Annotated in this window: 14 protein-coding genes, 2 pseudogenes and 1 other annotated feature; of the genes and pseudogenes, 1 reads left to right on the top strand and 15 read right to left on the bottom strand. The window is 32.2% G+C overall.

The genetic code is table 11. The features are described from left to right. Positions 1-69: 69 nt before the first annotated feature. The 6 genes and pseudogenes from B8965_RS06910 to B8965_RS06885 all read right to left on the bottom strand — a co-directional run bounded on the left by B8965_RS06910 (position 70) and on the right by B8965_RS06885 (position 6,052). Positions 70-1,110 carry an ABC transporter substrate-binding protein gene (locus B8965_RS06910; RefSeq protein WP_084053111.1) on the bottom strand — a complete coding sequence of 347 codons (1,041 nt, stop codon included), beginning with the start codon at positions 1,108-1,110 and terminating at the stop codon, positions 70-72. Between the two features lie 21 nt (positions 1,111-1,131). Further along, positions 1,132-1,917, bottom strand: coding sequence for an ABC transporter permease (locus B8965_RS06905; RefSeq protein ID WP_200805889.1), 786 nt, complete (start codon positions 1,915-1,917; stop codon positions 1,132-1,134). Beyond that, positions 1,911-2,735: an ABC transporter permease gene (locus B8965_RS06900; RefSeq protein WP_084053110.1), complete on the bottom strand. Its 825-nt coding sequence runs from the start codon at positions 2,733-2,735 to the stop codon at positions 1,911-1,913. Before B8965_RS06900 ends, B8965_RS06905 begins: the two co-directional genes overlap by 7 nt. Continuing rightward, positions 2,732-3,779, bottom strand: a pseudogene (gene potA / locus B8965_RS06895) (spermidine/putrescine ABC transporter ATP-binding protein). Before potA ends, B8965_RS06900 begins: the two are co-directional and overlap by 4 nt. Positions 3,780-3,958: 179 nt before the next feature. Beyond that, positions 3,959-4,522: a YqaA family protein gene (locus B8965_RS06890; protein ID WP_084053109.1), complete on the bottom strand. Its 564-nt coding sequence runs from the start codon at positions 4,520-4,522 to the stop codon at positions 3,959-3,961. 255 nt (positions 4,523-4,777) lie between these two features. Continuing rightward, positions 4,778-6,052: a glycoside hydrolase family 18 protein gene (locus B8965_RS06885; protein ID WP_084053108.1), complete on the bottom strand. Its 1,275-nt coding sequence runs from the start codon at positions 6,050-6,052 to the stop codon at positions 4,778-4,780. A gap of 179 nt (positions 6,053-6,231) precedes the next feature. Between B8965_RS06885 and B8965_RS06880 the strand changes: the two genes are divergently transcribed. After that, the gene (locus B8965_RS06880; RefSeq protein WP_084053107.1) at positions 6,232-6,822 is read left to right on the top strand and encodes an HD domain-containing protein; all 591 of its coding nucleotides are present in this window, start codon (positions 6,232-6,234) and stop codon (positions 6,820-6,822) included. Between the two features lie 114 nt (positions 6,823-6,936). On the opposite strand, the gene trpA is transcribed toward B8965_RS06880, so the two are convergent. The 9 genes and pseudogenes from trpA to asrC form a co-directional block, all read right to left on the bottom strand. Continuing rightward, complete coding sequence (trpA, locus tag B8965_RS06875; protein ID WP_084053106.1) at positions 6,937-7,746, bottom strand: tryptophan synthase subunit alpha; 810 nt, start codon at positions 7,744-7,746, stop codon at positions 6,937-6,939. Continuing rightward, positions 7,739-8,922: pseudogene (gene trpB / locus B8965_RS06870) on the bottom strand (tryptophan synthase subunit beta). The gene trpA and the pseudogene trpB overlap by 8 nt, the downstream one beginning before the upstream one ends. Next, a complete protein-coding gene (locus tag B8965_RS06865; protein ID WP_084053105.1) occupies positions 8,915-9,553 on the bottom strand; it encodes a phosphoribosylanthranilate isomerase in 639 nt (212 codons plus the stop codon). The pseudogene trpB and the gene B8965_RS06865 overlap by 8 nt, the downstream one beginning before the upstream one ends. After that, on the bottom strand, positions 9,550-10,275 hold the full coding sequence (gene trpC, locus B8965_RS06860; RefSeq protein WP_084053104.1) for an indole-3-glycerol phosphate synthase TrpC: 726 nt from the start codon (positions 10,273-10,275) through the stop codon (positions 9,550-9,552). Before trpC ends, B8965_RS06865 begins: the two co-directional genes overlap by 4 nt. Beyond that, entirely contained in the window at positions 10,272-11,297 is a 1,026-nt protein-coding gene (gene trpD, locus B8965_RS06855; protein ID WP_084053103.1) for an anthranilate phosphoribosyltransferase, read from the bottom strand. Before trpD ends, trpC begins: the two co-directional genes overlap by 4 nt. 31 nt (positions 11,298-11,328) lie before the next feature. Beyond that, entirely contained in the window at positions 11,329-11,892 is a 564-nt protein-coding gene (locus tag B8965_RS06850) for an anthranilate synthase component II (protein WP_084053102.1), read from the bottom strand. Next, positions 11,889-13,367: an anthranilate synthase component I gene (trpE, locus tag B8965_RS06845; RefSeq protein ID WP_084053101.1), complete on the bottom strand. Its 1,479-nt coding sequence runs from the start codon at positions 13,365-13,367 to the stop codon at positions 11,889-11,891. Before trpE ends, B8965_RS06850 begins: the two co-directional genes overlap by 4 nt. Positions 13,368-13,419: 52 nt before the next feature. Continuing rightward, positions 13,420-13,776, bottom strand: a binding site (T-box leader). A gap of 43 nt (positions 13,777-13,819) precedes the next feature. After that, the gene (locus tag B8965_RS06840) at positions 13,820-14,329 is read right to left on the bottom strand and encodes a shikimate kinase (RefSeq protein WP_084053100.1); all 510 of its coding nucleotides are present in this window, start codon (positions 14,327-14,329) and stop codon (positions 13,820-13,822) included. A 131-nt stretch (positions 14,330-14,460) separates the two neighbouring features. Then, positions 14,461-15,402, bottom strand: coding sequence for a sulfite reductase subunit C (gene asrC, locus B8965_RS06835; protein WP_084053099.1), 942 nt, complete (start codon positions 15,400-15,402; stop codon positions 14,461-14,463). Positions 15,403-15,407: the final 5 nt, after the last annotated feature.

The raw sequence follows: 15,407 nt of genomic DNA, 5'->3' as shown, positions 1-15,407 counted from the left end.
AAATTTCCCAGTGGACTTAAATTGTTCGATCATTTGAGTTTTGATAATTAATATTTCCTTTTCTCTGTATTATTTTGCCTGTACTTCTGTCCAAATCCTATCATATTCAGCTAATGAATCTGCAAGGTCAACAAATACCTCACTATTATCTAAATCATCAGGTTCAGGATAGAAAAGTTTATTTGAAGTTATTTCCTTTGGAAGCATCTTTCTAGCTTCTGAATTTGGAGTTGCATACCCTATATAATCTGAATTTTTAAAAGCTGCTTCTGCTTCACATAAATAGTTAATAAACAGTTCGGCTTCTTCTTTATGTTGACTAGACTTTGGAATTGCCATAGCATCAAACCATAAATTAGTACCTTCTTTAGGAATTACATATTCTAAATCCGGGTTTTGTTCAATCATATTAGGAGCTTCTCCTGACCAAATAACTGCTAAAGCTGCTTCATTACCGATCATTTTATCTTTTACTTCATCTACAACATAAGCAAGAACTAAAGGTTTTTGTTTAATTAACATATCTTTTGCTTCTTCTAATTCAGCTGTATTCTTCGTATTTAATGAATAGCCTAACATTTTTAAAGTAATTCCAATTGCATCACGCTGACTATATTGCATTAAAATTTGCTTTTTATATTTATCATCCCATAAAATTCTCCAGCTATCTACGGGTTCATTGACCATCGTTTTATTATACATAATACCAACTGTACCCCACATATATGGTACTGAATATTCATTATTAGGATCATATCCTAAATTTTTGAATCTATCTTCAATATTTTTATAATTAGGTACTTTGTTTAAATCAATTTTGTGTAACATATCCTCATCAATTAATCTTTTAATCATATAATCTGATGGGAAAATAACATCATAGTCCCCACCGCCTGCTTTTAGCTTTACATACATATCTTCGTTTGTAGCATATTCTTCATAAATAACCCTAATATCATGTTCTTTTTCAAAATCCTTAAGTACAGATTTATCAATATAGTCTCCCCAGTTATATACTGTAATTGTTGGTTTTTTATCATTTCCACATCCACTTAAAATAAAGCAAGTCGTAAGCAAAAGTAGTAATAATAATTTAAGATTTTTTTTCAATAGTTTTCCCCCTCGTATAATTTATACTTTATTTTTTTTAGCATCCTTTTCCATTCTATTATTAATTATAACTAATAAAATCAAGACGCTGATAAACATAATTGTTAAGATAGCATTGATTTTAGGATTTATCCCTTTTCGTGCCATTGAATAAATAGTTATTGCTAAATTAGACACTCCTGATCCTGTTGTAAAAAAGCTCACTATAAAGTCATCTATTGACATGGTAAAGGCTAATAAAAACCCTGTAAATATCCCCGATGATATTTGGGGAAGTATTACTTTATTATAAGCATATAAAGGAGTTGCCCCTAAGTCCAGAGCTGCTTCTAATGTATGCTTACTTAATTGCTTCAGCTTTGGTAATACCGAGATAATTACAAAAGGAATATTAAAAGTTATATGTGCTATTAAAAGAGAAGTAAATCCTCTAGGTATACTAATAACAATAAATAATAGCATCATTGCAATTCCTGTTACTATATCTGGATTTAAAACGGGTAAATAAGTTACATTCATTACTATCATTTTTTGATGTTTTCTCATACTATGTATTCCTATTGCTGCAGCTGTTCCAATAATTGTAGCAATAAGTGCTGATATTAAACCTATACTAAGAGTATTATACAAGGAATCCATAATATATTGATCTTCAAATAACATCTTGTACCATTTTGTACTAAAGCCTGTCCAATTAGCTCTCGATCTTGATTCATTAAACGAATAGACTATTAGTACAAAAATCGGTGCATATAAAAAGAAAAATATTAAAAATATATAGCTTTTCTTAATAAAATTTTTCACCATAGTCTACCCCCTTCATTCTCCTTCTCGTACCTAGACATAAATCCTATACTTAATAGAATCATAATCATAAGTACAGTTGAAAGGGCAGAACCAAACCCCCAGTCATAAGAGGTAGTAAATTGTTGCTCAATTAAATTACCAATAAGATAATAATGAGCTCCACCTAAAAGTCTAGAGATAACAAAAGTGGTCACGGCTGGCATAAATACCATTGTTATTCCGCTCATCACACCAGGTAAACTTAACGGAAAAGTTATTCTGCGAAAAACAGTAACCGGAGTTGCCCCTAAATCTCCCGCCGCTTCAATGAGGGACTTGTCCGCTTTAATTAAAACTGAATAAATCGGCAACACCATAAAAGGCAAAAAGTTATAAACCATACCTAAAACTACAGCATAATCCGTGTATAAAATATTAATAGTAGGTAAATGTAAAAACATTAAAATCTCATTAATAAGTCCGTTTTTTTCAAGTAAAGTCATCCACGCATATGTTCTAGCTAAAAAATTCATCCACATGGGAACAACAAATAATAGAATGAGAATATTCCTTAGCTTTACATTTAAACCTGATAATAGATACGCCATCGGGTAACCAATAGCTAAACAAACTAATGTACATATTACAGCAAGTTTTATTGAACGCCAAAACAAAGTCAGATACAAAGGTTCAAAAACTCGTTTAAAATGCACCAGGGTAAAGGTAAACCCAGAATCTGTTGCAATAATTACACTATAAAACAAAACTAATAAAAGAGGAAAAATTATAAATATAATTGCCCACAGTACATAAGGATAAGCTAGTAAAGTTTTTTTCATTCTTCTCTAACCTTCTTCATAATATGAATATCTTCGGTGTTAAAGGAAAAACCTACCTTTGTTCCTTCTGGTTTCATAATCGTACTGTGAACCATCCAATTAAAACCTTGATTAGAAATCATCATTTCATAGTGTACACCTTTAAAAACTACTGACTCAACCATGCCTTGTAACATACCTTGTTCTACCCCAACTAATTCAATATCTTCTGGTCTTATTACAACATCTACCTCTTCATTAGTACCAAAACCTTTATCTAAACACTCAAATTCTCGACCTGCAAAATTAACTAAAAAGTCTTTAAGCATAATACCGTCAATAATATTACTTTCTCCGATAAATTCGGCAACAAAAGCATTTTTAGGTTCATTATAAATATCTATAGGTGTTCCTATTTGCTGAATTACCCCATTATTCATGACCACAATCGTATCAGACATGGTTAATGCCTCTTCTTGGTCATGGGTAACATATACAAAAGTAATGCCTAAGCTTTGTTGAATATTTTTAAGCTCTGTTTGCATATCTTTTCTAAGTTTTAAATCTAATGCACCTAGTGGTTCATCTAATAACAAAACCTCTGGTTCATTTACTAGTGCTCTTGCAATAGCAACCCGTTGCTGCTGTCCCCCACTTAATGAATCAACAGATCGTTTTTCATAACCTGGTAAATTCACTATCTTTAGCATTTCACTAACTTTCTTTTCTATAACATTTTTATCGAGTTTTTTTATTTTTAATCCAAAAGCTACATTTTCAAAAACATTCATATGAGGAAAAAGTGCATACTTTTGAAATACTGTGTTAACCTTTCTTTTAAAAGGTGGAATTTTCTCTACATTTAATCCATTAAAAAAAAATTTCTCCCTTATTAGGCTCTTCAAAGCCACCTATTATCCTTAAAGTAGTAGTTTTGCCACAACCACTAGGTCCTAATAAAGTAAGAAATTCATTTTTCAGAATATAAAGATTAATGCCTTTTAAGACTTCTTCACCATCATAGCTTTTAGAGATATTAACTAATCTAATTACTTCTTCTGACAATTTCTACCCCCCTTATAAAAATTAAATGTAAGTATCATTGTACCATATAATCAATACAAACAATGTATTTTTAACATATAGTAAATTTAAAGTCAATAAAAATTATAAAAAGTCAAAATTTGTACATAAAATTGTTCTTAAATAATCAAAAGCGATCAATATTTTTAATATTCATCGCTTTACACTTTGGTTTTCATCCGATGTCTATAATATCCATATGCTATAGCTATAATTAACACGAGAATTAAAAATATTGTTTTATTATTCATAAAAAGGGTTAACGCATTTTCAAAAATATAAGCTCCATAATACACGGTAAGTAAACTAATAATAGTGATTCTTACTAGCCTACTCCAAACAGTAGTATAGACAAACTTTGCAAAGTTCATTTGTAAAATGCCCGAAACTATTGTAAAAACTTTATAAGGTAAAGGAGTCAAAATAGCAAGTGCAAGCGCCCAGCCTCCATATTTATGATAAAAAAGTATTCCAGAATCCATTTTTTCTGGACTGATAAATCTATGAGCAACCTTGACTCCTCCTGTTTGCCCGATCTTATAACCAATTATCCCACCTAATAAGCAACCCATTGTAGCTAAAAAGATTGCTAAAATCATATTATCTGGATGTAATACTAAAAAAGGTATTAAAATTGCTTCCACTGGGACTGGGAAAAAAATTGCTTCCAAAAAAGATAATATAAAAATGCCCCATAAACCATAGCCTTGAAGTAGTTCAATCAATTATTAATGTCACCTGCCTTTTACTAGTTTTAACCTTATTATAAAATATATCCTTTAAAATAACTTGTTACAATATTTTTTAGCTAATATTTATTTCTGAAATTCTATTACAGACGAATAATTCTTCTCCTTATTTACTAGAAAATGAATAATTACCTCCTGTATTATTCTCACCTAAATTCTTAATATATTATGTCCATTATATCAATTTAAACAAATAAAAAAAGGCATCTACCTAAATGCCTTTTAACAATATTACAAATATTTTTTAATGTTAAATGTATCTTCTAACAAAACCCAGTTTTGTGGGAATGGATAACCTAAGGCCCAATAACTTATGCCACGTAAATTATATTCTTTTACTGTATCAAATTTTGCCTTGGCACTACGAGCATCTTCAAACCAAACTTCGTGCATTCTTCCTTGTTCATCTTTATATCGATAAAATGGTGATTGAGTTAATTGATCATACTGGATATCAGCACCATATCTTATTGCTCTATCAATAGCTTCAGCTACACTAAATGTTTCTGCCTCTTGACCTTTTACATGTGGTAAGAGCCAATCCCTTGCGTATATTTGAAAACCAAAGAATATTTTTTCTCTTGGTATGACAGAAACTGCATAATCTAACACTCGCTTTATTTGATTTAAAGGGGAAATAGCTTGAGGTGGTCCTAAACGATATCCCCATTCATAGGTCATTAAGATTATAAAATCTACAATCTTGCCATGTGCTTCATAGTCATGAGCTTCGTATAACAAACCAGGTTGATCTGAACTAACTTTTGGAGCAAGAGCAGTGGAAACAAAATAATTTTCTGCATGTAATCGTTTTACTGCACGTCTTAAAAAGTTATTATAAGGTTCTCGGTCCCTCGGAAGCACATTTTCAAAATCAATATTTAATCCTTTATAACCTTTTTCTTTCATTATATTAATAATATTTGTAAGTAAATTTTCGATAATTTCAGGACTTGCCAAAATCACATGGGCTAAATTTTCTCCAAGTTGAGTTACAGTAAAATTTGTAATCGACATCATGGGAACTACATTTTCAGCATAAGCCGCTTCAATTGCAGGCATATCCCATATACTTTGAAGGTTACCATCTTCTTTAATTAAATAAGCAAAAGGACTTAAATAAGTTAAATATTCACCAACATTTTTTACTATTGGCACAGCTTCTTGACCCAATTTGTAAGTATAGGCATTTACTTCAATAGTAGGTTTTTCTTTTCTTGGAATAATTAATTTAGTACCAGGATAAATAAGATCAGGATTTGCAATCTTATTTGCATCAATTAACGTCTGTAATGAAATCCCATATTTGTTTACAATAAGCCATAATGTTTCTCCTTTTCTAACAGTATGAATGATTTTTTCTTCTGGAATTAATAATGCAAGACCAACGACCAATTGATCTGGTTTTTTAAGCTCATTAATTTCAATTATTCTTTCTATAGAAACGCGATATTTTTTTGCTATCTTCCAAAGAGTATCTCCTTTTTTCACGACATGAATAAGCATAAAAAAACCTCCCTTTTCCCTTCTACTTTAATTTATGTAAAAGGTTAAAAGTGGTTACATTCTATTAAGCAAATAAAGACAATGATCTTATATTTCACAGCAAAATTTTTCCTCACATAATCGCTACTTGCCTTACGCAAAATAAAATTATTATTATGTTTTTAACGAAAGGTAATCAGATGAAAACTAATCAATTTATCTTTACAGATTTTGAAAAGCATTTATTAAATGACGAAAAACCCTCAAATTATTTTACTAAGCTATTAAATGAGCATAATATTCTAGATAATTATCCTTTTACCATGCTTAGAGATTTAAAAAAGACTGAGCAATCACCCCAGCATCATCCGGAAGGAAATGTTTGGAACCATACCATGCAAGTAGTTGATCACGCAGCAAGTAGAAAAAATCAAAGCAGCAATCCTAGAGTTTTCATGTGGTCAGCACTTTTACATGATTTAGGGAAGGTACCGGCTACTAAAATTAAAAAGGGGAAAATAACAGCCTATAATCACGATAAACTAGGCGAAAAATTAGCTCAGGATTTTTTAACTAGTTTAGGTGCCGAAAAAAACCTTATTCATGAGGTTTCAAAAATGGTTAGGTGGCATATGCAAATTCTTTATGTAGTTAAAAATCTGCCATTTGCTAAGATTAAAAGTATGCTTTCTGAAGTTAAATTAGAAGATATTGCTCTTCTTTCCTTGTGCGATAGATTGGGTAGAGGTAAAATGAGTCCCGAAAAAATAGCTGAAGAAGAAAAAACGTAAAAATATTCCTACAAAAATGTAAAAGTTTGGTTCGTTAAAACTAATGGGTTAGTGTTTAAATGTTTAAGCTACTAACCCATTAAAATAAATTATATATTTCTATTTTTAGAAATATTAAATACTCATGGCTCCTTTTAAATCCCTAATAAAACTAGAAGCATCACTTAATGCTTTTTCTTGATTAAAATAGTTTTGATCTATATTTTTTTCAATCTGATTAATCAAAGCACTTCCTATAATAACACCCTCTGCATACTGAGCTATATTTTTAGCCTGCTCGCTAGTAGATACTCCAAAACCTACTGCTAAGGGTAAATCAGTTTCCGCTCGGATATTTTGTAAAAACGTTTCTAAATTATTAAAGTTTCCTGCCCTTGCTCCTGTTACACCTAAGCTACTTACACAATAAATAAATCCTTTAGAATTTTGGACAATTTTCTTAATTCTTTTATTGCTAGTCGGAGCTATTAAATTTATTAAATATATTCCCTGTTCTTTGGCCAATTCATTAAAAATACCCGCTTCTTCAACTGGTAAATCTGGAATAATAATTCCATCTATTCCGCTAGCAGATGCTTTTTTAGTAAAGTTTTCCATACCTTTTACATAGATGGGATTAAAGTAACTCATGATTATTAATGGTATTTGCGTTTTTTCTCTTAAGCGTAAAATTAAAGAAAATATTTTTTCAAGTGTTACCCCTCCAGATAGTGCCCTGGCTGATGCCTTTTGAATAGTTGGTCCATCTGCTACAGGATCTGAATAAGGAATACCTAATTCAATTAAATCTGCTCCCTCTTCTGCTAGCTTTAAAACTAACCTTTCTGTAAATTCTAAATTAGGGTCTCCTACGCTAACATATGGAATTAATGCTTTCTTATTCTGACTAGCTAGCTTTTTAAAAGTTTGATCAATTCTATTCATTTACTTCACCCCTTAATAAATCACAAACTTCTGCTACATCTTTATCGCCCCGACCAGAAAGACAAATTACAATAGTTTTATCCTTACTTAACTGTGGAACTATTTTACACGCATGGGCAATGGCATGAGCACTTTCAAGCGCGGGAATTATTCCTTCTACTCTCGATAATAATTTAAAGGCTTCTAATGCCTCTTTATCTGTAATTCCTACATACTTTACCCTTTTACTATCTTTTAAATAACTATGCTCAGGTCCTACTCCTGGATAATCTAAACCTGCTGAAATAGAATGAGCTGGTAAGATTTGACCATCTTCATTTTGTAGTAAATAACTTAAAGCTCCATGTAATACTCCTTTAGTTCCTAGGGTTAAAGATGCAGAATGCTGATCTGTATCAATACCTTTTCCGTACGCTTCAACCCCAATCATCTCTACCTTTGAATCTATAAAAGGGTGAAATAGACCCATGGAGTTACTTCCCCCACCTACAGGGGCAATTAATAAATCTGGTAATTTTCCTTCTAGCTTTAGAATTTGTTCTTTTACTTCCTTTCCAATAATACTTTGAAAATCTCTAACCATCAAAGGATAAGGGTGTGGTCCTACGACTGAGCCAATTATATAATGAGTATTTTCTACAGTTGCTACCCAGTTACGTAAAGCTTCATTAGTTGCATCTTTAAGTGTTTTTGTTCCTGATTCTACGCTTCTAACCTTTGCTCCTAAAAGCTCCATCCGAAATACATTAAGACTTTGACGACGTACATCTTCCCTTCCCATAAATATTTCACATTCAAGTCCTAGTAATGCTGCAGCTGTAGCAGTAGCAACACCATGTTGACCTGCACCAGTTTCAGCTATAACTCTTTTTTCCCCATTCTTTTAGCTAAAAGGGCTTGACCTAAGGCATTATTAATTTTATGAGATCCGGTATGATTTAAATCTTCTCTTTTTAAATAAACTTTTGCTCCCTTTAAATATTTAGTTAACTGCTGTGCATAATATAAAGGATTAGCTCTGCCTACATAATCTTTTAAATAATAGTTGTACTCTTTTGTAAATTCATCATCATTTTTATATTTATTATAAGCTGATTCTAGTTCTTCTAAAGCAGGCATTAAGGTCTCGGGTACAAACTGTCCTCCAAACTCCCCAAAATATCCCAATCTATTCATATCTCATTTCCTCCTTAGAATTTAAAGTCTTAAATAACTTACTTAACTTTTCTTTATCCTTTTTTCCAGGCTCACTTTCTACTCCGCTTCCAATATCAATTCCAAAAGGACTTGCTACCCGAATGGCTTTATTTACATTGCTAGCATTGATCCCCCCAGCAATAATTACGGGAACTCCTCCCCCGACCTGCTTTCTAGCAATCTCCCAAGGAAAGGTTTTTCCTGTACCTCCTGGAACTGCTGGAACATAGGTATCAAGTAAAATCAGGTCAACATTTTCTAAATAATCATTAGTCTTTTCTAAATCTTGCTCTTCTTTAATCCGAAAAGATTTAATTACTTTGTACTTAGCAAAATTCTTACAATATTTCGGTGATTCCTTACCATGAAATTGGAGACCCGTTAAACCACAATATTCTGCAATTTCCTGAACAACCTTTATATCTTCATCCATAAATACGCCAATTTTTTCTACATCAAAAGGAAGATCTTTTATTATTTCCTGCGCAATTTTGGGATTTACTTTTCTTGTACTAGGGGCAAAAATAAAACCTAAAGCATCTGCTCCTAAGGAACAGGCTAGTTTAGCATCAGGGATATTTGTAATTCCGCAAATTTTTATCCAAGTCATGACAAGAGATCCTTAATCTTTGCCTGTATATCCTTTTCCTTTACTAGAGATTCTCCCACTAAAACTGCATCTACACCTACTTCTTGTAATCTTTTTAAATCATCTTTACTAGAAATTCCACTTTCACTTACTAAGATACAATCACTAGGTACAAACTCGGCTAAATTTAAGGTGACTTTGATATCTGTCTGAAAGCTCCTTAAGTCTCGATTATTAACGCCTATAATTTTTGCTCCTACAGCAAGAGCTTTTGCTAATTCTTCTCTACTGTGTACTTCTACTAAAACATCTAAACCTAAGTCCGCTGCTATTTGCATATACTCTTTTAACTTCTTTTCAGTTAAGATTGCCACAATTAAAAGAATAGCATCTGCACCTAAAGATAGGGCTTCGTAAATTTGTATAGGATCAATAATGAAATCCTTGCGTAAGACTGGTAAATTTACATTTGCTTTAACTAGTGTTAAATCTTCACTACATCCCCCAAAAAACTTAGCATCAGTCAGAACTGAAATTGCCCTTGCTCCCCCATTTTCATAATCTTTAGCGATTTGGACCGGATTAAAGTTTTCCCTTAAAACACCTTTAGAAGGAGAGGCCTTTTTAACTTCTGCAATTAAACTAATTCCAGGTTTATTTAAGGCATCTTTAAAAGTACCTTTTACTTTCTTTTTTTGCTTTATTTCTTCTTTTTTAAAATCCACAATTTTTTCTAAGATCATAACCTCTCGCCTCCCACTTTGTTGCTAACCTCTATTAATTCATTAAGTTTTTTTTGGGCTAGACCAGAATCAATAATTTCCTTAGCTAACTGAACCCCTTCTGATAAATCCTTGGTTAATTTTGATGTACAAAAAAGAGCCGCACTATTTAAGACTACAATATCTCTAAAAGCTCCCTTGTCTCCTCTTAGAACCTTTTGGGTAATTCTCGCATTTAGAGCGGCATTACCTCCTTTTATTTCTTCAAGACTTCTCCGTGCAAAACCAAATTGTTCAGGTGTAATTTCATAGTTTATAATTTTTCCTTCACTTAACTGTGTAATTTTACTAGGACCTGTTATTGATATTTCATCTAATCCACTATCTCCATGAACTACGTACGCACCTTCTATTCCTAGTTCCCTTAAAACCTCTGCAATAATTTCCGTTAAATTAGGATCATATACACCTAAAAGCATATATTTAATCTGGGCAGGGTTAGTTAAAGGTCCTAAAAGGTTAAAAATGCTTCTTATCCCTATTTCTTTACGGGGATTTATTGCATGTTTCATAGCTTTATGAAAATTAGGAGCATAAATAAATCCTAAGCCTGTGCTATTTAAAACCCTTTCCACTTCTTCTTTATTTAAATCAATCTTTACTCCTAAAGCTTCTAATACATCTGCACTCCCACATCTACTAGAGACTGACCTATTTCCGTGTTTTGCTACAGCTAGACCTGCTCCTGCTACTACAAAAGATACCGTAGTGGATATATTAAAAGTTCCACTTCCATCTCCTCCAGTACCCACACTATCGATTAAAAAAGGATGAGTTGATTTAATAGAAATTGCTTTTTCTCTCATTACTCTTGCAAAGCCAATTATTTCTTCTGGTGTTTCTCCTTTTATTCTTAATGCTGTTAAAAAGCTTCCAATTTGTGCAGGGGTAGCATTACCCTCCATAATTGTTTTCATAACACTCGTTGCCGTTTCTATAGATAAATTTTCTCCTCTAACTACTCTACTAATTGCCTCTTTCATAACTAAGCTCATCTCCTCTCAATTTTTCTCTTTATATTTTGAGAAAGTTTTCTAATATTTCTTTTCCATACTGACTTGCAATGGATTCAGGGTGAAACTGTACTCCATACGTAGGGTAATCCTTGTGCTTGATTGCCATTATTTCTCCATCCTCACTAACAGCAGTTATGCTTAAACTTTTCGGTATGCTTTCTTTTAAAATAACTAAAGAATGATACCGCGTTACTAATATCCCTGGTGGGATACCCCTAAAGATTCCCCCTTCACTATGTGTAATAATAGATGTTTTTCCATGAACAATACTTTTTGCTTGAGAAATATTTGCTCCAAATACTTCGCCAATACATTGATGACCTAAACATACCCCTAAAATAGGAATCTTTCCCGAAAAATAACTAACTACATCTTTACTAATTCCTGCATTTTCTGGTTTACCAGGTCCTGGTGAAATCACGATTTTCAGAGGATTAAGTTTCTCTATCTCGCTAAGTGTAATTTTATTATTACGCACTACCTTAATTTCTTCTCCTAAGGATCCTAAATATTGAACTAAGTTATATACAAACGAATCATAATTGTCGATTACTAAAATCAATCTTCTTCCCCCTTCGTAGCAATTTCTATTGCTTTTAAAATTGCCCCCTTTTTGTTACACGTTTCTAGATATTCATTTACTGGGTTAGAATCAGCAACAATTCCTGCTCCTGCCTGAATAGTTGCTCTATTTTTATTAATCATTAAAGTCCGAATAGTAATACAAGTATCCAGATTACCGTTATAACCTAGAGAACCTACCGCTCCTGCGTATGGTCCTCTTGCCTCCCCTTCTAATTCATCAATAATTTGCATAGCTCTTATTTTAGGTGCACCTGAAACCGTCCCAGCAGGAAAGCTTGCTCTTAGTACATCAAAACAATTTGAACCCTCTTTTAACTTTCCTGTAACTTTAGATACTAAATGAGAAACATGCGAATATTTTTCTACCTTCATAAATTCTTCTACCTTTACAGTTCCATACTGGCTAACTCTTCCTAAATCATTTCGACCTAAATCAACAAGCATTAAATGTTCTGCCTTTTCCTTTTCATCAGCTAATAAATCTTCTATAAGAACACTATCTTCTTCTGCAGTTTTTCCTCTTGGTCTAGTTCCCGCAATCGGTCTTAGTTCAGCCCTATTATTTTCTACTTTGACCATTATTTCTGGGGATGAACCAACTAGCTTAATATCAGCAAAGTCTAAGTAAAACATATAAGGAGAAGGATTTAAGGATCTTAAACTTTGATAGATTAATAATGGATCTGTCTTTAATTCAAAATCTATCTTGCGAGATATTACAACTTGAAAAATATCACCGCTTTCAATATATTTCTTGGCCTTTTTTACCTTTTCCTTAAATTCCTCTGGGGTAGTATTTTCCTGAAAATCTAACTCTTCCTTTTGTTTATTTTTCTGTAATTTATCTTTAGGAATAGGTCTATCTAATTTTGCCTTAATTATTTCTATCTTTTGTAGAGCCTCTAGATATTGCTCCTCAGGATTATTCCCCACATGGACATTGATTACAATTTTCATCGTTTGTTTTACATGATCAAAGATAATTAGCTGATCGGTAAACATTAATAAACAATCAGGATAATCAGTATCCTTAATATTACCCTTAGGTATATCCTCCCAGTTTCTAATCATGTCATAACCAAAGTAACCTACCGCTCCCCCTGAAAACATAGGTAGTTCTGGTACAGATAAAGCAATATACTTTTGGAAAATTCCCTCTATTTCTTTTAAAGGGTCAAGGCAAGTGTAATTGGTGATTTCTCCTTGTTCCTCTATACTTATTTCTTTATCTTTAGCCTTAAATATTGCCCTAGGCTCAAATCCAACAAAAGAAAACCTCCCCATTTGGACTCCTCTTTCTACGCTTTCTAATAAAAACGCATGTTTATTACTTTTTAGCTTTAAAAAAACAGCTAAGGGCGTTTCAAGTGCAGATGAATATTCCTTATAAATAGGAATTAAATTAGCTTTCTTAGTAAGCGTTAAAAAATCTTCCTTAGTCTCTGGAAACATAAGTTTACCTCCTTATATTAATCTCCTTAAAAATAAAAAAAAACTTTCCATCCAAAAGGACGAAAAGTTTTCGCGGTACCACCTTAATTGGGCAAAAGCCCCTCTCTTTAAGTACGGGAAATGAATAAAATAAAAACCTTCCATCCATAAAGGACGAAAGGTTAATTTCGCTATACCACCTTTATAAGCAAAAAGCCTATAAGACAAAGTACGAGATTATTTTAATTCAATCCGATACCCGACTTCTTTTAACGGTGAAGTGCTCCGGTAGTTTCCTACTCTTACTAAAAGTAATTTCAGTCTACAGCTTGTAGGCCCATTCACTATCTCTAATCATACCGGACTCCCACCACCACCGGCTCTCTGAAATGTTTCGAAAATAGCTACTCTCCCTACGCATTGCTTTTATTATTATTAATTTTTATCATTATATTATTCTTAATATCCTTTTGTCAAGAAATTTTTTGAGAAATTTCACTCATTTTTTCCATCACATTTTCTAGAGAACTATCATTAATTATTTCATAATCCTTATATTTATTATAAAGCCCGATTCTATCTTGATAGAGCTTAAATATTTTTTCTTTACCATCTGCTAAAAGAGGACGAACACCAATATCAATATCATTTACAATATTTTCTAACGGTCTATTAATAAAAATAATTATTCCATTTTCCTTTAAAAACTCGATATTTAAAGGTGATTTAACTACTCCGCCACCTGTAGAAATAATAGTAGATGATAATTTGCTTAGTTCTTCTATACACCTAGTTTCAATTTTTCTAAAATGTTCTTCACCTTGTTTAAATATTTCTGGAATACTTATTTGCATTTTTTGTTCAATATATTCATCTACATCTATGAAATTCATCTTTAACTGTTCTGCTAAGTTTTTTCCTATACTTGTTTTTCCACATCCTGGCATACCAATTAACACAATATTTTTGCTTTCTTTCTCCATCCTAACCATCCTCCATAAAGTTACTTTTAAATTGAATAATAGTAAATTGTAATTTTCTTGCAATTATAACATCTTTACTGGTCTTGTCAAGAAATTATTACACAAAAAAACACTACGCCTTAAACGTAGTGTTAATTCTTATCACTTAGTACAGCTTTTTCACCTAATTTTACATCTTTTAAAACATAATCTTTAAATACTTTTAGTCCTGTCCGATCAACGATGTAGCCCACATGTTCCTTTCCACCAGGAGCATCTTTATCAATATATTCACGTACATAATCATAGGTGTTAACAATTATTTTAATTATACTATCTTCATCTACCCATTTAATGAAATCCATTGCTAATCTTGGATCCTTTTTACCTGTTCTACCCATGATTACTAATTTATAATATTTCTCTTTACTTCTTGTCCAAGCACCGTTCGGACATTTTGTAATACATTCACCACAACCAATACATTTATCATGGTCACGTACAACTTTAAAGTTTTCAAACTTAAGTGCCCCTACTGATCTTTTTTCACAATTAGTCACGCAAGCTTGACAGCCCACACAGCGATTTGGATCATATTGGGGTTCAGTCATACCGATAATACCAAAATCGTGCATTCTTACTTTCATACAATCGTTTGGACAACCTGTTAAGGCCACTTTAACATGTAGGTCATTAGGGAAAATGGCTTTTTCAATTTTCTTGGCAAATGCAGTCGTATCATAATTACCAAAAGGACAGACCTTGTTACCTATACAAGCAGTCACATTTCTTGTACCTGCAGCTGGATACCCACCATCTATAGCTTCTTGATTTATCTCTAAACCTTCAATTATGGGTTGAATTAGTTTATTTACTTCGGGAATATATTTCATGTCTATTCCGGGTATTTCAAAGCCTTGTCTAGTGGTTAAATGTAGACTTCCATTCCCATATTTATCTGCTACTTCTTGTAATATATTTAAATACTTTGCCTCTAAATATCCACCCGGAACTCTTATTCTAATAGCTGTAATGCCTCTATTTTTAGTAACACGAAATGCGTTTTTCATTAGTTTTTTTGTATTTATATCCATAATTA

The organism is Desulfonispora thiosulfatigenes DSM 11270, assembly GCF_900176035.1.
GTDB classification, from domain to species: Bacteria; Bacillota; Peptococcia; order Peptococcales; family Desulfonisporaceae; genus Desulfonispora; species Desulfonispora thiosulfatigenes.
The sequence above is the reverse complement of the archived record's forward strand: the minus strand, read 5'-3'. Positions and strand labels throughout refer to the sequence as shown.